The 17753-nt window shown below is 69.2% G+C and carries 12 protein-coding genes and 4 pseudogenes; 7 read left to right on the top strand and 9 right to left on the bottom strand.

Features of this window, described 5'->3' with window-relative positions:
- Positions 1–171: 171 nt before the first annotated feature.
- The 4 genes from AB0F13_RS05360 to AB0F13_RS05345 are packed head-to-tail and all read left to right on the top strand — an operon-like array spanning position 172 to position 4761.
- Entirely contained in the window at positions 172–1014 is an 843-nt protein-coding gene (locus AB0F13_RS05360; RefSeq protein WP_362075473.1) for a nitrilase-related carbon-nitrogen hydrolase, read from the top strand.
- A gap of 41 nt (positions 1015–1055) precedes the next feature.
- Positions 1056–2330, top strand: coding sequence for an aspartate aminotransferase family protein (locus AB0F13_RS05355; protein ID WP_362076053.1), 1275 nt, complete (start codon positions 1056–1058; stop codon positions 2328–2330).
- Positions 2327–3730 (top strand): dihydropyrimidinase, encoded by a 1404-nt coding sequence (gene hydA, locus AB0F13_RS05350; RefSeq protein ID WP_362075470.1) that lies wholly within the window; start codon positions 2327–2329, stop codon positions 3728–3730. The genes AB0F13_RS05355 and hydA overlap by 4 nt, the downstream gene beginning before the upstream one ends.
- A gap of 32 nt (positions 3731–3762) precedes the next feature.
- A complete protein-coding gene (locus AB0F13_RS05345) occupies positions 3763–4761 on the top strand; it encodes a TIGR03842 family LLM class F420-dependent oxidoreductase (protein ID WP_362075467.1) in 999 nt (332 codons plus the stop codon).
- Between the two features lie 45 nt (positions 4762–4806).
- Here the strand turns inward: AB0F13_RS05345 and AB0F13_RS05340 are convergent, their stop codons facing one another.
- The 6 genes and pseudogenes from AB0F13_RS05340 to AB0F13_RS05315 all read right to left on the bottom strand — a co-directional run bounded on the left by AB0F13_RS05340 (position 4807) and on the right by AB0F13_RS05315 (position 9089).
- Positions 4807–5586 carry an exodeoxyribonuclease III gene (locus AB0F13_RS05340; protein WP_362075464.1) on the bottom strand — a complete coding sequence of 260 codons (780 nt, stop codon included), beginning with the start codon at positions 5584–5586 and terminating at the stop codon, positions 4807–4809.
- Between the two features lie 40 nt (positions 5587–5626).
- Complete coding sequence (locus AB0F13_RS05335; RefSeq protein ID WP_362075461.1) at positions 5627–6271, bottom strand: MBL fold metallo-hydrolase; 645 nt, start codon at positions 6269–6271, stop codon at positions 5627–5629.
- 40 nt (positions 6272–6311) lie between these two features.
- A pseudogene (locus tag AB0F13_RS05330) lies at positions 6312–6599 on the bottom strand (carboxymuconolactone decarboxylase family protein); the annotation flags it as partial.
- 555 nt (positions 6600–7154) lie between these two features.
- Positions 7155–7940, bottom strand: a pseudogene (locus tag AB0F13_RS05325) (alpha/beta fold hydrolase); the annotation flags it as partial.
- Positions 7941–7972: 32 nt separating this feature from the next.
- Positions 7973–8296, bottom strand: coding sequence for an IS110 family transposase (locus tag AB0F13_RS05320; protein WP_362075458.1), 324 nt, complete (start codon positions 8294–8296; stop codon positions 7973–7975).
- Between the two features lie 13 nt (positions 8297–8309).
- Entirely contained in the window at positions 8310–9089 is a 780-nt protein-coding gene (locus AB0F13_RS05315) for a transposase (protein WP_362075455.1), read from the bottom strand.
- Between the two features lie 604 nt (positions 9090–9693).
- Between AB0F13_RS05315 and AB0F13_RS05310 the strand changes: the two genes are divergently transcribed.
- On the top strand, positions 9694–9915 hold the full coding sequence (locus AB0F13_RS05310; protein WP_362075452.1) for a hypothetical protein: 222 nt from the start codon (positions 9694–9696) through the stop codon (positions 9913–9915).
- A gap of 78 nt (positions 9916–9993) precedes the next feature.
- Here the strand turns inward: AB0F13_RS05310 and AB0F13_RS05305 are convergent, their stop codons facing one another.
- Positions 9994–10566: a VCBS repeat-containing protein gene (locus AB0F13_RS05305; protein WP_362075449.1), complete on the bottom strand. Its 573-nt coding sequence runs from the start codon at positions 10564–10566 to the stop codon at positions 9994–9996.
- Between the two features lie 281 nt (positions 10567–10847).
- Here AB0F13_RS05305 and AB0F13_RS05300 point away from each other — a divergent pair, with 281 nt between their 5' ends.
- Together AB0F13_RS05300 and AB0F13_RS05295 are read left to right on the top strand one after the other, a co-directional pair.
- Positions 10848–15764, top strand: coding sequence for an RHS repeat-associated core domain-containing protein (locus tag AB0F13_RS05300; protein WP_362075446.1), 4917 nt, complete (start codon positions 10848–10850; stop codon positions 15762–15764).
- Between the two features lie 16 nt (positions 15765–15780).
- Positions 15781–16218 (top strand): hypothetical protein, encoded by a 438-nt coding sequence (locus AB0F13_RS05295; protein WP_362075443.1) that lies wholly within the window; start codon positions 15781–15783, stop codon positions 16216–16218.
- Between the two features lie 88 nt (positions 16219–16306).
- On the opposite strand, the pseudogene AB0F13_RS05290 reads toward AB0F13_RS05295, so the two are convergent.
- Positions 16307–16437, bottom strand: a pseudogene (locus AB0F13_RS05290) (helix-turn-helix domain-containing protein); the annotation flags it as partial.
- Positions 16438–17229: 792 nt separating this feature from the next.
- Positions 17230–17328 (bottom strand): annotated as a pseudogene (locus AB0F13_RS05285) (3-oxoadipate enol-lactone hydrolase); the annotation flags it as partial.
- Positions 17329–17753 lie beyond the last annotated feature (425 nt).

The following is a 17753-nucleotide window of genomic DNA, read 5'->3' as shown; positions in this document are numbered from 1 at the left end:
GGCTCAGGCCCTCCGGAGGTCTCCAGGGGCCTGAGCCGCGCCGCACCGGCGACCCGTTGTCCACAGGTCGCGCGATGGTCTTGCCACGGGGAGTGACGGCACCTACGGTCGCAGGCACACACGGATCTTCGCGTGTCAGCCTGGTGGAAGCCCCTGGCATAGGAGCAGCTCATGGCCAACGTTGTCCGCGCCGCACTGGTCCAGGCGACCTGGACCGGCGACACCGAGTCGATGATCGCCAAGCATGAGGAACACGCCCGCGCGGCCGCCGCGCAGGGCGCCAAGGTGATCGGTTTCCAGGAAGTCTTCAACGCCCCCTACTTCTGCCAGGTGCAGGAGAGCGAGCACTACCGCTGGGCCGAGCCCGTCCCCGACGGCCCCACCGTCCGCCGGATGCGGGAGCTGGCCCGCGAGACCGGCATGGTGATCGTCGTACCGGTCTTCGAGGTCGAGCAGTCCGGCTTCTACTACAACACCGCCGCCGTCATCGACGCCGACGGCAGCTACCTGGGCAAGTACCGCAAGCACCACATCCCGCAGATCAAGGGCTTCTGGGAGAAGTACTACTTCAAGCCCGGCAACCTCGGCTGGCCCGTGTTCGACACGGCCGTCGGCAAGGTCGGCGTCTACATCTGCTACGACCGCCACTTCCCCGAGGGCTGGCGCTCACTGGGCCTGGCCGGTGCCCAGCTCGTCTACAACCCCTCCGCCACCTCCCGCGGCCTCTCCGCCCACCTGTGGCGGCTGGAGCAGCCGGCGGCCGCCGTCGCAAACGAGTACTTCATCGCCGCGATCAACCGCGTCGGCCAGGAGGAGTACGGCGACAACGACTTCTACGGCATGTCGTACTTCGTCGACCCGCGCGGCCAGTTCGTCGGGGACCTGGCCAGCGACACCAAGGAGGAGCTGGTCGTCCGCGACCTGGACTACGCGGTCATCGACGAGGTGCGCCGGCAGTGGGCGTTCTACCGGGACCGCAGGCCCGACGCGTACGACGGGCTGGTACGGCCGTGACCGCCGGGCAGCTCTCGCTGCACGCCCGGCACCGGGCCGTGATGCCCGACTGGCTCACCGTCTACTACCGCGAGCCGCTGGAGCTCACCCACGGCGAGGGACGCCACGTCTGGGACGCCGACGGCCGGCGCTACCTCGACTTCTTCGGCGGCGTCCTCACCACCATGACCGCCCACGCCCTGCCCGAGGTCACCGAGGCCGTCGCCCGGCAGGCCGGGCGCATCCTGCACACCTCCACCCTCTATCTCAGCCGGCACATGGTGGAGCTGGCCGAGCGCATCGCGTCCCTGTCCGGCATCCCCGACGCCCGGGTCTTCTTCACCACCTCCGGCACCGAGGCCAACGACGCCGCGCTGCTACTGGCCACGTCCTTCCGGCGCTCGAACCAGATCCTGGCGATGCGCAACAGCTACCACGGCCGCTCCTTCTCCGCGGTCGGCGTCACCGGCAACTCCAGCTGGTCGCCCACCAGCCTCTCCCCGCTGCAGACGCTGTACGTACACGGCGGCTTCCGCGCCCCGGGCCCGTACGCCCGGCTGTCCGACGAGCAGTTCACCGAGGCGTGCGTCGCCGACCTCGAGGACATGCTCGGCCAGACGCACGGCAACGTCGCCGCGCTGATCGCCGAGCCGGTGCAGGGCGTCGGCGGGTTCACCGCACCGCCCGACGGGCTCTACGCCGCCTTCCGCCGCGTGCTGGCCCGGCACGGCATCCTGTGGATCAGCGACGAGGTGCAGACCGGCTGGGGCCGCACGGGCGAGCACTTCTGGGGCTGGCAGGCACACGCCGCGAGCGGCCCGCCGGACCTGCTCACCTTCGCCAAGGGCATCGGCAACGGCATGTCCGTCGGCGGTGTCGTCGCCCGGGCCGAGGTCATGAACTGCCTCGACGCCAACTCCATCTCCACCTTCGGCGGCAGCCCGGTCACCATGGCGGCGGCCCTCGCCAACCTCACCTACCTGCTGGAGCACGACCTCCAGGGCAACGCGCGCCGCGTCGGCGGCCTCCTCATCGAGCGGCTCCGCGCCGTCACCGCCGGCCTGCCCGTCGTCCGGGAGGTGCGCGGCCGCGGCCTGATGATCGGCATCGAGCTGGTCGAACACGACGGCTCGCCCTCGCCGCGTGCCGCCGCGCTCGCCCTCGAACACGCCCGCGAACAGGGGCTGCTGGTCGGCAGGGGCGGCCGCGAGGGCAACACCCTGCGCATCGCCCCGCCCATGACGCTCACCGTCGCGGAGGCCGAGGAGGGCGCCGCCGCGCTCGATGGTGCGCTGCGCCAGGTGCAGCGCACCATCGGCGAGAAGGAGCGGTCATGACCACGACGGTCATCAGCGGCGGCCTGGTCATCACCGCAGCCGAGGAGATCCACGCGGACGTCCTCATCGAGGACGGCAAGGTCGCCGCCCTGGCCGCGCCCGGCAGCTCCTGCGCCCGGGCCTGGAGCGGCGCCGGCCACACGATCGACGCGACGGGCAAGTACGTCGTCCCGGGCGGCGTCGACGCCCACACCCACTTCGACTTCCCCTTCGGCGGCACGTCCTCCTGCGACACCTTCGGGACCGGTACGCGGGCGGCCGCCTGGGGCGGCACCACGACGGTCGTCGACTTCGCGGTGCAACAGCGCGGGCAGGCCCTCCGCGAGGGGCTGGACACCTGGCACGCCAAGGCCGACGGGCAGTGCGCCGTCGACTACGCCTTCCACATGATCCTCTCCGATGTGAACGAGAGTTCCCTCAAGGAGATGGATCTCCTGGTGGGGGAAGGCGTCACGTCGTTCAAGCTGTTCATGGCCTACCCCGGCGTGCTCTACAGCGACGACGGGCAGATCCTGCGGGCCATGCAGCGATCCGCCGGGAACGGCGGGCTGATCATGATGCACGCCGAGAACGGCATCGCCATCGACGTCCTGGTCGAACAGGCCCTCGCCGCCGGGAAGACCGACCCCCGCTACCACGGCGAGGTCCGCAGGACCCTGCTGGAGGCCGAGGCCACCCACCGCGCCATCCAGCTCGCCCGCGTCGCCGGCAGCCCCCTCTACGTCGTGCACGTCTCGGCCGAGGAGGCCGTCGCCGAGCTGGCGCGCGCCCGCGACATGGGCCTGCCCGTCTTCGGCGAGACCTGCCCGCAGTACCTGTTCCTGTCCACCGACAACCTCGCCGAACCGGGCTTCGAGGGCGCCAAATACGTGTGCTCGACGCCGCTGCGCCCCCGCGAGCACCAGGCCGCGCTCTGGCGCGGCCTGCGCACCGACGACCTCCAGGTCGTCTCCACCGACCACTGCCCGTTCTGCTTCTCCGGCCAGAAGGAGCTGGGCCGGGGCGACTTCTCGAAGATCCCCAACGGCCTGCCGGGCGTCGAGAACCGCATGGACCTCCTCCATCAGGCCGTCGTCGACGGCCACATCTCCCGCCGCCGCTGGATCGAGATCGCCTGCGCCGCTCCCGCCCGGATGTTCGGACTCGCTCCGCACAAGGGCACCATCGCGCCGGGCTGCGACGCCGACATCGTCGTCTACGACCCCCACGCCCGGCAGATCCTCTCCGCCGCGACCCACCACATGAACGTCGACTACTCGGCCTACGAGGGCAAACAGATCACCGGACAGGTCGAGACCGTGCTCTCCCGCGGCGAGACCGTCATCGACCGGCGGCGGTTCACCGGCCGGGCCGGACACGGGCGCTACCTGCCCCGCTCCACCTGTCAGTACCTGGCGTGACTCGCGTAACTCGCGTAAGGAGCACCCCGCACGTGGACTTCGGCCTCGTCCTCCAGACCGACCCGCCCGCCACCGCCGTCGTCGGCCTTATGCGCCGCGCCGAAGAGGCCGGCTTCCGCTACGGCTGGACCTTCGACTCCTGCGTGCTGTGGCAGGAGCCCTTCGTCATCCTCAGCCGCATCCTGGAACACACCGAACGGCTCGTCGTCGGCCCCATGGTCACCAATCCCTCCACCCGCAGCCCGGAGGTCACCGCCTCCACCTTCGCCACCCTCAACGACATGTACGGCAACCGCACCGTGTGCGGCATCGGGCGCGGCGACTCCGCGATGCGGGTCGCCGGGCGCAAGCCCAACACCCTCGCCACGCTCAGGGACACCATGCGCATCGTCCGCGACCTGGCGGAGGGCCGGGAGACGGACATGGACGGCACGACGGTGCGGCTGCCCTGGGTGAGCGAAGGCAGGCTGCCCGTCTGGATGGCGGCCTACGGGCCGAAGGCCCTGGCGCTCGCCGGCCGGGAGGCCGACGGCTTCATCCTGCAGCTCGCCGACCCGTACCTGACGGAATGGATGATCAAGGGGGTGCGCACGGCCGCCGCCGAGGCGGGCCGCGACCCGGCCTCGGTCACCATCTGCGTCGCCGCGCCCGCCTACGTCGGCGACGACCTGGCGCACGCGCGCGAGCAGTGCCGCTGGTTCGGCGGCATGGTCGGCAACCACGTCGCCGACCTGGTCGCCCGCTACGGGGCGCACTCCGGCCTCGTCCCCGAGGCGCTCACCTCGTACATCGAGCAGCGCCACGGCTACGACTACAGCCACCACGGGCGCGCGGGAAACGTCTCCGCGGACTTCGTGCCCGACACGATCGTGGACCGCTTCTGCCTCCTGGGCCCCGTCGAGGCGCACCGGGAGCGGCTGGAACACCTCAGGGACCTGGGCGTGGACCAGTTCGCGGTCTACGCCATGCACGACGCGAAGGAGGCCACCATCGAGGCGTACGGCAAGCACGTCATCCCGGCATTCGGCTAGCGTCCGCGGCCGCCCGGGGGGCCGGTGGGTGGGGGTGCCCGGGGCTCAGACGTCCAGGTCGACGACGACCGGGGCGTGGTCGGAGGCGCCCTTGCCCTTGCGCTCCTCGCGGTCGACGTAGGCGTCCTTGGCCGCCTCGGCGAAGGGGGCGTTGCCGTAGACCAGGTCGATGCGCATGCCCCGGTTCTTGGGGAAGCACAGCTGGCGGTAGTCCCAGTAGGTGTACGGGTGGTCGTACTTCAGGGGGCGCGGCATGACGTCGGACAGGCCCGCGTCGCGCAGGGCGGCGAGGGCGGCGCGCTCGGCGGGCGTGACGTGCGTGGCGCCCTCGAAGGCCGACGCGTCGTAGACGTCCTCGTCGGCCGGGGCGATGTTGAAGTCGCCCAGGACCGCGAACGGCCGCTCCCCTGCCGCGTCCGCGGAGACCGCGTCCCGCAGCGCCTCCAGCCAGTGGAGCTTGTACGTGTAGTGGTCGTGACCGACCTCGCGGCCGTTGGGCACGTAGACCGACCAGACGCGGACGCCCCCGCACGTCGCCGAGATCGCGCGGGGCTCCTGCACGCCGTCGTAGCCGGGGCCTCCCGGCAGGCCCATGACGACGTCCTCCAGGCCGACGCGGGAGAGCAGGGCCACGCCGTTCCACCGGCCGTCGGCGTTCACCGCGGACTCGTAACCGAGCTCACGGAGCGCCTCGACGGGGAACTGCTCGGCCGTGCACTTGGTCTCCTGTATGCACAGCACGTCCGTGCCGCTGCTCTCCAGCCAGGCCAGCAGCCGGGGGAGACGGGCGGTGATCGAGTTCACGTTCCAGGTGGCGATGCGCATGGAGCCACCCTAACGGCCGGGTGTGACAGTCACCGGTGCCTCACAGGTCGATGCTCTGACCGGCCGCCATCCGGCAGTGGTCCGCTCCCCCGGCGCCGGGGCCGTCCGGGCCCAGCATCCGGTCGTAGACGGGCCGGGCGAGGTCGGTGAGCAGGGCGTCGTGGATGTCGATGGCACGGCGGGGCTTGACCTCGCGGACATAGTCGATGACCTCGGCGACCTTGTTCCAGGGCGCCATGACCGGGACCATCAGGGTCTCGACCGGCTGTCCCGGCAGGGTCAGCGCGTCGCCGGGGTGGAAGACCGAACCGTCCACGAGGTAGCCGACGTTGGTGATCCGCGGGATGTCCGGGTGGATCACGGCGTGCAGCTGCCCGTGCACCTGGACGTCGAAGCCCGCAGCCGTGAAGGCGTCCCCCTCGCCGACCGTGTGCACCCGGCCCGGGAAGGCCGCCGAGATCCGTTCCGCGACGCTGCGCAGGGTCCACAGCTCGGCGGCCGGGTTGGCCTCCAGACCGGCCCGCAGCCGGTTCTCGTCGAAGTGGTCGAGGTGTTCGTGCGTGATGAGGACGGCGTCCGCTCCCACGGCCGCGTCCTCCTCGCTGAACGCTCCGGGATCGATGACGAGGGTGCGGCCGTCCTTCTGCAGACGGACACAGGCGTGACTGTGCTTGGTCAGCTTCATGACCCCATCTTGCTACGCGCCACCGTGCCGCGTCCGCCCGCTACCCTGCGTCGCCGTTCTCCTGCGCGACGCCGTTCTCCTGCGCGACGACGCGGCCGGCCACCGCGAAGGCGGCGTCAGCCGCCGGCAGACCGCAGTAGAGGGCCGCGTGCAGCAACGTTTCCTCTATCTCGTCCGCCGTGACGCCGCCGCGCAGGGCGGCGCGGACGTGCGCGGCCAGTTCGTCCAGATGACCGCCCATGGTGAGGGCGCTCAGGGCGACGAGGAAGCGAGTGCGCCGGTCGAGGCCGGGCCGCGCCCACGTCCCGCCCCACGCGACGCGGGTGACGGCGTCCTCGTACGCGGCACCGAATCCCTGCGGGGCGCTCCGGCTCTCCTCGCCGAGCACCTCGCGGCGGATGCGCACGCCCGTCGCGTACGTGTCCGGGGCGGGGGCCGCGTAGGAGTTGGCGCTTTCGGTGCTTTCGGGGCTCGTGGTGCCTGCGGTGCTCGCGGTGGTGGCGTAGGGGTTGCCGGGCTCGGGGGCCGGCAGGTGTGCGGCCTCGGGGGCTGCCGTTCCCGGCGGCGGGCCGGCTGCGGCGGGCACGGCAGGCGCGGCTACGGCGGGCGCGGCTACGGCCACCGGGGCGTACGGCTCCTGCGGCGCCTCGGCGAAGGGGTTTCCGCCATGGTCCGGATGCGCGGGCGCGGCGTTGGCCGCCGGGGTGGGAGCCGGGGCCGGCTGCGGCGTGAGCGCCGGCTCGGCGGCGGGCTGCGGGACGGCGGAGCCCGGCGCCGCGAACGGCCCGCCCGGTACGTTCCCGCCCGGTACGTTCCCGCCCGCTGTGGGCGGCTGGGGCGCCACCTGCGCGGGGGCGGGCGGCGCGCTCTGGCCCGGGGCGGGGGCGGGCTGCCAGGGGGCCGAGAAGTGGCGGACCAGCAGGTCGGTCACGGCAGCCGGCTGCTCCACGGGCGTCAGGTGCCGGGCGGCGGGCACCACGGCCAGCCGCGCGTCGTGGATCCCCGCGACCAGCACGCGGGCCTCGGCTGCGGGGGTGACCTGGTCCTCCGCACCGACGATGACCAGCGTGGGGGCCCCGATCCGGCTCAGCTCGGCCCGTGCGTCGAAGGCGGCGAGGGCCTCGCAGGAGGCGGCGTAGGAGTGGAGGTCGGTCGTACGGACCATCTGGACGGCCCAGTCCACGATCGCGGGCTGGCCGCCCGCGAAGGCGGGGGTGAACCAGCGCTCGGGCGCCGACCGGGCCACCGGCTCGAGCCCGTCGGCGCGGACCTCGGCCGCACGCGGGCCCCAGCCGTCGGAGGTGCCGAAGTGCGCGGCGGAGCCGACCACGGCCAGCGAGGCGAGGCGGTGCGGGTGGCGCAGGGCGAGGTCGGTGCCGATGGCGCCGGAGACGCAGCAGCCGACGAACCCGAAGCGCTCGATGCCGAGCCGGTCCAGGGTGGCCAGCAGCCGGTCGGTGAGTTCGCCGACGGTGGCGGCGGGCCGGGCGGGGGCGCCGCCATGGCCGGGCAGGTCGAAGCGCACGACGCGCCAGTGCCGGGTCAGCTCCGGTACCTGCCGGTCCCACATGTGCCATGTAGTACCCAGCGCGGGCCCCAGGACCAGGACCGGAGCGTCTTCTGGCCCGTCAGAGCGGTATTGCAGGGTGTTCGCCGGTGTCTCACTCACCCGCCAGACCCTCTCATCTGTCACGACAGCCCCTATGAGCGGGGTCCTGACTGTAACTGTCTGACCAGGTGGAAGACCTCTCGGGCCGCGTAGCGTTTGAGGCATCGGACGATTTCGCGACGGGTCTTACCCTCTTTGATGCGGCGCTCGTAGTAGTCCTGGGTGCGCGGGTCGACCCGAAGGCGGGTGAACACGATGCGGTGGAGTGCGGCGTTGGCCTGCCGGTCGCCGCCGCGGTTGAGGCGACGGAATTGCCGGCGTCCCGAGGAACGCTCGACAGGGCTGACCCCGCACAGCGCAGCGAACGACGCCTCGCTGTCCAGCCGTTCCGGGTTGTCCCCCACCGTGATCAGCAAAGCGACGGCCGTGTCAGGGCCGATCCCCACCACGTCGAGCAGCTGCGGGGCATACCGGTTCCACGAGCCGGGCAAGACGAGTCTCCACGTCCCGGATCTGCTCGGAGAGCTGGCCAACCCTGCGAGCCAGCCAACCCAACGTGATCCGAGTGGCCTCCAGCACCGACTCCTCGCCGATCTCCTCACAACTACTCGCGTCCGCGAACCGCGCACAAGTACGGAAGAGTTCAGCATTGCCCATTCCCGCCATTTCTTCCCGTAAAGCGGGATCAGCGGTAATAAGCACGGACTTGAGCTGATTGATTGCCTGGGTGCGCGCTTTGACGGCCGACGCCTTCGTGAGTTTGTACATTCTCGCGATCTGCACCGGCCCGTCGCCCGTTTTGGCCCGGTCGCGGGCCCGCCCACTCAACACGGCTCGCGCCGCATTCTGGGCATCGAGCGGATCCGATTTACCACGCCGCCGACGATCCGCCCGGTCCATCCAATTCACGTCAAACACGTCCACGCCCTGAGCCAGCAGATAGCGCGACAAGGACGCCCCAAAAGAGCCAGTCCCCTCCACCCCGGCCCGCCGCACGGCTCCCGACTTCCTGGCCCACTTCAGCAGAGCTCGGTATCCCGCCGCGGTGGCCGGGAACTCGCCGGTGGCAAGGACCGCCCCCGTCACGGAGAGCACCGAGGCTACGTGGGCATCCCGGTGCGTATCCACTCCCAGAACCACCTCCCCCGCCGGGCGACGACGGCGGGTCTTGGGAGCAGACGACGTACTGGGCACGGTCGAACTGGACATGCCCGTTCCTCTCCTTCCGGTCCGACGACATGTCGCGTCGCCGGTACCAGGCCGCGTCAGACGGTCAGAATCGTGAGGACGCCACAACAATCGACAGGCCCCTATCGGGACACACCCCGCCAGCCCGGCACCGACAACGCGCCATCCCCGGCCAACGGCCGACACTGTGACACCAGGACACCTCGGTCAGAGAAATCATGAGTCAGACCCCGGACCCGGGACAGCACCCACCCATCCTCCCGCCCCTTTACCACCCTCCGCTCAGGGGCCGCAGAACATGCTCAATCCCCCTCACTCAACACCCAAAACTTGATCGCAGCCGACCACAACAGCGCACGAAGACAAGCCGCCCGTTCAGAGGGCGGGGTTGCTCGTCGGCAGAGGCTCCGCCGCCGACTAGCCCGCCGGGCGCGCCCTCTGAAGCACGGTGGGCCATCCGCAGCACGGCCCCCCAACTCGCCCCGGTACGTGAGGAGGCGGAAGGCAAGGCACGCGCCGCGCTCGGCGACCAATCGGTCGCGTTGGCACGCGACCGAGGCAGCGGCGACGTCGCCGCAGGACTGCAACTTGCCTACCAGGACCTCCCGAGAACACAAGGCTGAGAGTGCCAGTGGACGTCTCCTTGCTCCACGCCCTCTGGGACTCCGTCAACGGCATCGCCGTCTGGGTCGTCTACGCCCTGACCGCGAGCTCCCAGCAACGCACCCTCTTCGAGAAGGGCTACATCCCCCACCGACGGGGGAGCAGCGACATCTTTACACCCTCGTCTCCGACGGCGGCCTGGTCGTGGTGGCGTTGCTGGGGCTGGCCTGGCTCGTGCCGCTGACACGCAGGGCGGACGGGCCGGACGCGCCGGGGTAGGAGGCACCCGGAAGAAGTGCCCCCTACCCCGGCACGCCTGTGCTCAGCTGAGGGCCGTGAAATCGCCCCAGCCGCCTGTTCCCACAGGGAACGGATCACCGTGATCGCGAGTGGTGATCTTCGGATAGAAGAGGAGTCCGGCGTTGTTATCGGTAGTGGTGGCCCACAGGTCCGGGACACCGTCGTTGTCGGCGTCGCCTCCGGAGGCGATCAGGGGGCGGTAGGCCGCGGTCCAGTGCTGGCCGAACTGCCGGCGCGTGCTCCCGTCCCCCAGACCCTCACCGGCCGGTCCGCTTCCCGGGTACACATACATCTCACCCGAGCTGCGCCGACGGGACACCAGGTCGACGCGCCCGTCACCGGTGACGTCTCCGGGGGCGATCACGTCGAAGTCGGTCCAGCCGCCGTCACCGATGAGGACGGGGTCCGTCTCGTCGAGGTACCAGCTGCTGGAGCCGTAGTAGAGCCAGAGGTGGTCGCCCTCCTTGACCAGCAGGTCGGGGAAGGAGGGGATGTCGGGCCTGCCGTCGTTGTCGAGGTCGGTGGGGCCGTCGACGTCGCCGATGGCCACGATCTGCTGGGCGTTGTTCCAGTGGTTGTGGGCCGGGTCGTACACGCGGAGCTCCTGGCTCCCCATCGGACAGCCCTGCGGCTGTCCGTCGACGGCCTCGACGGTCTTCGTACAGGCGTAGCCGAGGCCGTTGTTGGGATGGACGAACAGCTTCTTGGTTCCGTCGCCCTGGGGCCGTGCGGAGATGAGGTCCTCGTAGCCGTCACCGGTCCAGTCGCCGCGGTGGGTGATCAGGGCACCGCTGAAGTTCTCGCGAGCCGTGCCACAAGGACGCCTTCGGGGACTCGTCCTGCAGCCGGGCCTGGCGGTGGAACCTCGACTACGTCGTGACTCCCGGTTCGGACGCCATGGCGTACTACTACACGGCCGAGACGAACCGCTACGCGCGCAACGCCAGCTCGACCACGGGCAGGGGGACCGTCACCGAGTACATCCGCGGCGGATACCTGAACCGCATCGACTACGGCCTGCGTGCGGACAACATCTACGGCACCAACGCCGCGGCCGCGCGGGTGACCTTCACCGAGGCGGAACGCTGCCTGCCCGACTCGGGCTTCGCCTGTGCCGAGGACAAGTTCACCAAGGACAACGCCAAGTACTGGCCCGACGTACCCTTCGACCGGTACTGCAAGTCCGGCGACGAGTGCAAGGAACAGTACTCGCCGAGCTTCTGGACCCGTAAGCGCCTCGCGAAGATCACCACGGAGTCGCTGATCGACGGCTCCTACAAGAAGGCTGACGCCTGGGAGCTCAAGCACCAGTTCCCGAGCAGCGGCGACGGCAGCAGCCCGGCCCTGTGGCTGTCGGCGATCTCCCACACCGGTCACGTCGGCGGCAAGGAAACGACGCTGCCCGACGTGACCTTCAAGGGAATCCAGCTGCCCAACCGCGTGGAGAAGGCCGTCGACGCAGTGCCGCCGCTCGTGCGGTACCGGGTCTCCGCCGTGCAGACGGAGACCGGCGGCACCATCGGCGTCACCTACTCGGAACCGGAGTGCAAGGCGGGCGACCTGCCGGACGAGGCGCACAACGCGCGCCGCTGCCACCCCGTCTACTGGGTGCCCCAGGAATCCCCTGCCGCGGACTACAAGCCGGTCAAGGACTGGTTCCACACCTACGTGGTCACGCAGGTCCGCGAGTCGGACAACACCGGCGGCGCCCCGGACAAGCAGATCGAGTACACCTACCTCGACGGTCCGGCCTGGGAGAAGAGCCAGGACGAGCTGACGAAGCCCGAGCACCGCGCCTACAGCGAGTTCCGGGGCTACGGCCGGGTGCAGACCCGCGCCGGTGCCGGCGCGGACCGGCGCACGCTCACCGAGTCCCGCTATTTCCGGGGTGTGAGCGGCGCCCAGGTCGCCGACGGCGAGGGCAACAAGACCGACGACCACCCGGCGTTCGCCGGAATGGTCCGCGAGTCGGCCGCGTACGACGGCGACGGCGGCAAGCTGCTGTCCGCCAAGGTGTACGAGCCCTGGCGCAAGGGGCCGACCGCCACCCACGCCCGCGAGGGTCTTCCCGACCTCATCGCTCAGGTGTCCGGTGTCCAGGCCGAGAGCAGCCGGACGGCCGTCGGTGACGGCTGGCGGCGCACGAGGACCGAGCGGACCTTCGACGACTACGGCATGCCCCTGACGGAGACCGACTTCGGCGACACGGCGAAGACGGGCGACGAGACGTGCGCGACGACGACGTACACGCGCAACGGCAAGAACCCCATCCTCAACGCCGTCGCCACGCAGCGCGTCCTTTCGGTGCCCTGCGGCAAGGAGGCGAGTCTCCCCGGCGACCTCATATCGGAGAAGCGCTCCTACTACGACGGCTCGGGCGTGCTGGGTGAGCTGCCGGATTCGGGCCGGGGACTCGTGACCCGGATGGACGAGCAGGACGCCAAGGGCACGGGGTTCATCACGACCGGCACGGCCACCTACGACCAGTACGGTCGGGTCCTGACGATGACCGACGCGCTCAACAACAAGTCCACCACCGCGTATACCCCGGCAACAGGAGCGGATCCCACCAAAATCGCCATCACCAACGCGCTGGGGCACGTGTCCAGTACGGAATTCGCCCTCGGACACGGCGTGGTCACAGCCCAGACCGACGCCAACGGCAAGAGGGTCGAAGCCGAATACGACGGCCTCGCCCGTCTGACCAAGGTATGGCAGCCCGGGCACCCCAAGTCGGCCTTTCCCAAGAGCCCCACGTTCGAGTACGACTACCAGATCCGCCGCGACGGCCCCACCGTCGTCACCTCGAAGACGCTGGAGCACAACGGCTCCTACCGGACCGACTACGCGCTCTACGACGGGCTCCTGCGCTCCCGCCAGACCCAGACGGCGTCCGCGACGGGCACCGGCAGGGTCATCTCGGAGACGATCTACGACACGCGCGGTCTCACGTGGAAGACGTACGGCTCCTACTACGCCAACGGCGACCCCTCCGGCACCCTGGTCACCAGTGACGACTCCAAGGTGCCGAACGTCACGGAGAACCTCTACGACGGGGCGGGGCGCGTCACCGACGTGGTCTCCCGGAAGTTCGGGGACGAGACGAAGCGCACCCGGACGATCCACGAGGGCGACCGCACCACGGTGATCCCGCCCAAGGGTGGTACGGCCACCACGACCGTCGCCGACGCCCTGGGCCGCCAGACGGAACTGATCCAGTACACCGACGACGAGCGTACGGCCTCGCAGTCCACGCGCTACTCGTACAACGCCAAGGGGCAGCGGGAGAAGGTCACCGACCCCGCGGGCAGCACGTGGACCTACCGTTACGACGCCCGTGGCCGGGAGGTGGAGGTCGACGACCCCGACAAGGGCCTGAGCACCACCGCGTACGACGCCCTGGACCGGCCCGTGTCACTGACGGACGCCAAGAAGGCCACGCTCACCACGGCGTACGACGTGCTGGGCCGCAAGACACATCTCAAGCAGAACGACGCGGTCCTGAGCGAGTGGGTCTACGACACCGTCGCCAAGGGCAAGCTGACGTCGGCCAGCCGGATCGTCGGCGGCAAGAAGTACACCTTCGAGACGACCGCCTTCGACGACTGGTACAACCCGACCGCCGACAAGGTCACCATCCCCGACAGCGAAGGAGGCCTCGCGGGCACCTACGAGTGGACCCGCGGCTACAACGCCAACAACGGACTCCCCGAATGGGTGCGCCACCCTGCCATCGGGGGACTCGCCGCCGAGCGCGTCACCACCAACTACGACGGGTCCAAGCCGTACGACCTGCCCCTGCGCACGACGGTGAGCGGTGCCACGCTGGTCGCCGACACCAAGTACGACGCCTTCAGCCGTCCGCTCCGCAGGGAGATGGGCGCGCAGGGCAAGCGGCTGTGGGACGCCAAGGAGTACGACGAGCACACCGGTGACCTGACGCACACTACGACGGAGCAGGAATCCGGCCCCTCGGGCCCGGGGCGCCTGGACGACGTCCGGTACACCTACGACGCGGCGGGCAACATGACCCGCCTGACCACCGTCACCGGCCAGGGAGAGGCCGCGGTCACCGACACGCAGTGCTTCGTCACCGACTCCCTGCGGCGGATCACCCACGCGTGGACCGCGACCGACGACTGCGCGGCCAAGCCGGAAGGCGGCAACCGTCCGAAGGTCGGCGGGTCCGATCCGTACTGGCACTCCTACACCTACGACGCGGTGGGCAGCCGGCAGACCGAAACGCTGCACGACGCCGGCGGCGACGTCGCGAAGGACGTGCAGCGGGCCTACACCTACCCGGCGAAGGACGCGCGGCAGCGCCGGGCCCTGACCTCCGTGACGACGTCACGAGGGGAACGGACCACGCCGGAGCGCTCGGACGACTTCGTCTACGACGCCGTGGGCAACACCGTCCTGCGCCGGACCGACGGCAAGGAGCAGGTCCTCGACTGGGATACCGAAGGCCACCTCGCCAAGGTCACGGAGAGCGGACGGACCACCAGCTACGTCTACGACGCGGGCGGTGCCCGGCTCATCCGCAAGGACGCCGAAGGCAGCACCCTCTACCTGCCCGGCGGCAACGAGCTCCTGCTGAAGCCCGACGGCACCACCAAGGTCGGGACGCGCTACTACACCCACAGCGGCGAGACCACCGCCGTACGGACGGGAGGCAAGCTCAGCTACCTCTTCTCGGACCACCACGACACCGCCACCACCGCCGTCGACGCCGCCACCCAGGCGGTGAACCGCCGCAAGCTGACCGTCTTCGGCGCCCAGCGCGGCGCGGCGGCCACGGCATGGCCCGGTGACCGCGGGTTCATCGGCGGCACGAAGGACAACTCCACAGGACTCACCCACCTCGGGGCCCGCGAATACGATCCGGCGACAGCCCGGTTCATCAGCGTCGACCCGCTGATGGACGTCACCGACCCGCAGCAGCTGCACGGGTACAGCTACGGCAACAACAACCCGTTGCTGTACAGCGACCCGGACGGGAAGTGGTGGGGCTCGGAACTCGTCAACTGGTTTTTCGGCGAGGTCGACGATTTCGTCAACAATGCTGTCGCCATCTACAAGGAGTACCACGCTCCGCGGGCTGTCCGGCCTCGTGCATCCAATCAGAAGCTCAACAACTACCTCGGCAACATCTATGCGCGGGACAATGCCAAAAAAGTCTATGGAAACGGTAAGGCCGGCCCTGCCATCAAGTACGAGCTCCGGAACGGCCACAGGCTCATGGCCGATGGACTGGAGAAAGATCAATGGCACGTACAGAAGGGGTGGGCCGTCCTCTCCGGTCTTTCCGAGTTGATCGATGGGGATCGTGCGGCTCGCGAAGGAGCGAAGGGTAAGAACGCGGTCCGGCTCTCGGACGAGGATTTGGCGATAGCGAAGCGAGAAGCGCAGGAGCTGTGGGAAGCGCTGAATTCCAGGGACGTCACGGGGAATGTGGCGAAGGGCATAAAGAACAAGCCCCAGCTGGAGAAGGAGATGAAGGGGAATCGTGACAAGGTGGTCAAATCGGCTGCCATGCAGGATGTCACGGGCCAGGGGTTCGAGCGCAATAAGTACAATGGCCGCCCGGAGCCGGTAGGGGAGGCCACGAAGATGCGGGGGTTCGCGCGTACCTTTGGTGTCGTGGGCGGGGTGGCTCAAGTACCCGGATATGCGCGAGACGTGCAGCGGCACGGTTTCAAGCAGGCGACGAAGGACCTGATCAAGGGCTTGACCGATCCGTTCGGGATAGCGAAGAGAGCCAACACGCCATCAGGTTCCGGCTGTCCGTGCTAGAAGGAGAAGTAACCCCATGATCGTCACTTCCTACAGTCAAATCCCGGCGCTCCTGATCGATTTCGTGCCCGAGGCCGCCAGTCTGATCGAGGAGGAGGCCGATATGCCCATCCACGAGGCGGTGCGTGACGAAGACTTCGCGCTCGGCTACTTCAATCTCCTCGGAAATGTTCTGTCCTACCCTCTTCTGATGCCTCAGCTGCGTGCGGAAGATCCAGATCATGATCTCGTCGCGCGCTGCTTCGCCTTCGTCGAGAAACTGATGGAGAGCCCGGAGGACGGGATTCGATCGGCTGCGCACTTCCAGTGCTTGGAGCCGCTCCTCGATGCGGATGGCCTCCTGGAGACAGCGCTCCCGTTCATGGGGGAGCGAACGAGGGGAGAGGCCGCGAAAATGGTGCGGTTCTACTCCGTCGAAGTGGACGATGAGACACGGAGGAAGCTCGGTCTGTAGCTCTGCTGCATTCCGGTGAAAACGAGGGGCAGGAGCCGTCGAACGGCTCCTGCCCCTCAGTGCGTCGAGGCCCCGGGAACGGTTCCCGTCAGCTCATCCGCAACGCCAGGAAAAAGTCCAGCTTGTCCTCCAGCTGCAACAAGTCGCGCCCCGTCAGTTGCTCGATCCTGCCACCCGATAGCGGAGGGCGTTCACATGCAGGTGCAGGCGCCCACACCGCACATCATGCGCACGCACAAAACCGCAGGTCAGTAGACCTTCGTGGCAGGCTTAAGGATCGCCACGCACTCCACATGATGAGTCATCGGAAACACGTGGAGACAATGCCGACGACCCAACCAGCAACGCTGGCGCTGATTGGGCGCTTTGCAACTCACTCCCAACGCTGAGCGGAGCAGGGTATCCATCAATGGCCGGTTGCCGAAACGGTGATTTCTCGGACTATCGGCAGTCCACCGCAGCTCCCTGCTTCCCCACTGCCCCGGAAGCAACCGAACCGAAAGGCACTGTTGGCAGGAATGCTCAGCCAGAGCAGCGAAACGCATCACGGCCCGTTCAGCCCCGAGCGCATCCGCACCATCTGGAGCGGGACCGCGAGCGTCGAGGGCGCCGCCCCGGCGTTCGGCTTGTCGAGATCGAAGGGCTACGACCTTGTTCGCCGCGGGGAATTCCCCTGCCGCGTGCGGCCGATAGGCCTCACCGCCCGCGTCGTCACCGCCTCGCTCCTCCGCGTACTCGAGAGCGACGAGCCGGAGTGCAACGGAGCCTTCAGCACAAGCTCAAATCCGCCTTGACCAATTTCATGACGAGCCCCGCCGGAGCAAGCCGGCGGAGCGTCGTCGTATCAGGTCCCCGTCTACACAGGACCCTCGTCGGAGTAAGCCAACGGGGTCCTCACATGTCACGCGCGTGTCACCAACCCCGTAGACGCTCTCACGTCACAAGGCCCTGACCTGGACTTACGCGCTCACCCTGGACCCACTGGACGCCCGTGGACGGTCTATACGACCTGTGCCATGTGGTACCCAACGCGGGACCCACGACCAGGACGGGGGCGTCTTCTGGCCCGTCAAAGCGGTATTGCAGGGTGTTCGCCGGTGTCTCACTCACCCGCCCGACCCTCTCATGTCTCACCGGGATCTCACATGGCCGGGTCGAACCTAGCGGCTCTTGTTCCTCTCGCTGCGACAGGTCCGGCACTGCCGGAACCCCCGGAGGTCCAGGTACGTGTTCTCCGGCGTGTACTCGTGACCGTGTCGACAGTGGGTCCTCCGGGCGCGCGCCTGCAAGGATGTGGTCCGGCACGCCGTTGTTGGCCAGGTACGTGAGGCACGACGCACGAGCGTCGTAGATCCGGACGCGACGACCTCTTTCTCGTCTGCCGTGGGCGCATCCCGAATCCCGCCCTGATACCGCCACGGCACCACAATCCGGGCCCGCTTGGCCGGACCCTGCGCGGTCGTCCGGCGTTTGGCCCACTCCTGCAACACCAGCCGCTCGTCGCGTCGTCCTGGCCCAGTGCACTGCTTCCCGAG

It is taken from the genome of Streptomyces sp. NPDC026206 (genome assembly GCF_040638465.1).
Taxonomy (GTDB): domain Bacteria; phylum Actinomycetota; class Actinomycetes; order Streptomycetales; family Streptomycetaceae; genus Streptomyces.
The sequence above is the reverse complement of the archived record's forward strand: the minus strand, read 5'-3'. Positions and strand labels throughout refer to the sequence as shown.

Excerpts from the sequence above, each read along its gene's own strand:
- AB0F13_RS05360 (WP_362075473.1), top strand. The coding sequence starts at position 172 with ATGGCCAACGTTGTCCGCGCCGCACTGGTCCAGGCGACCTGGACCGGC.
- AB0F13_RS05355 (WP_362076053.1), top strand. The coding sequence starts at position 1,056 with ATGCCCGACTGGCTCACCGTCTACTACCGCGAGCCGCTGGAGCTCACC.
- hydA (WP_362075470.1), top strand. The coding sequence starts at position 2,327 with ATGACCACGACGGTCATCAGCGGCGGCCTGGTCATCACCGCAGCCGAG.
- AB0F13_RS05340 (WP_362075464.1), bottom strand. The coding sequence starts at position 5,586 with ATGCGCATCGCCACCTGGAACGTGAACTCGATCACCGCCCGTCTCCCC.
- AB0F13_RS05335 (WP_362075461.1), bottom strand. The coding sequence starts at position 6,271 with ATGAAGCTGACCAAGCACAGTCACGCCTGTGTCCGTCTGCAGAAGGAC.
- AB0F13_RS05315 (WP_362075455.1), bottom strand. The coding sequence starts at position 9,089 with ATGTCCAGTTCGACCGTGCCCAGTACGTCGTCTGCTCCCAAGACCCGC.
- AB0F13_RS05295 (WP_362075443.1), top strand. The coding sequence starts at position 15,781 with ATGATCGTCACTTCCTACAGTCAAATCCCGGCGCTCCTGATCGATTTC.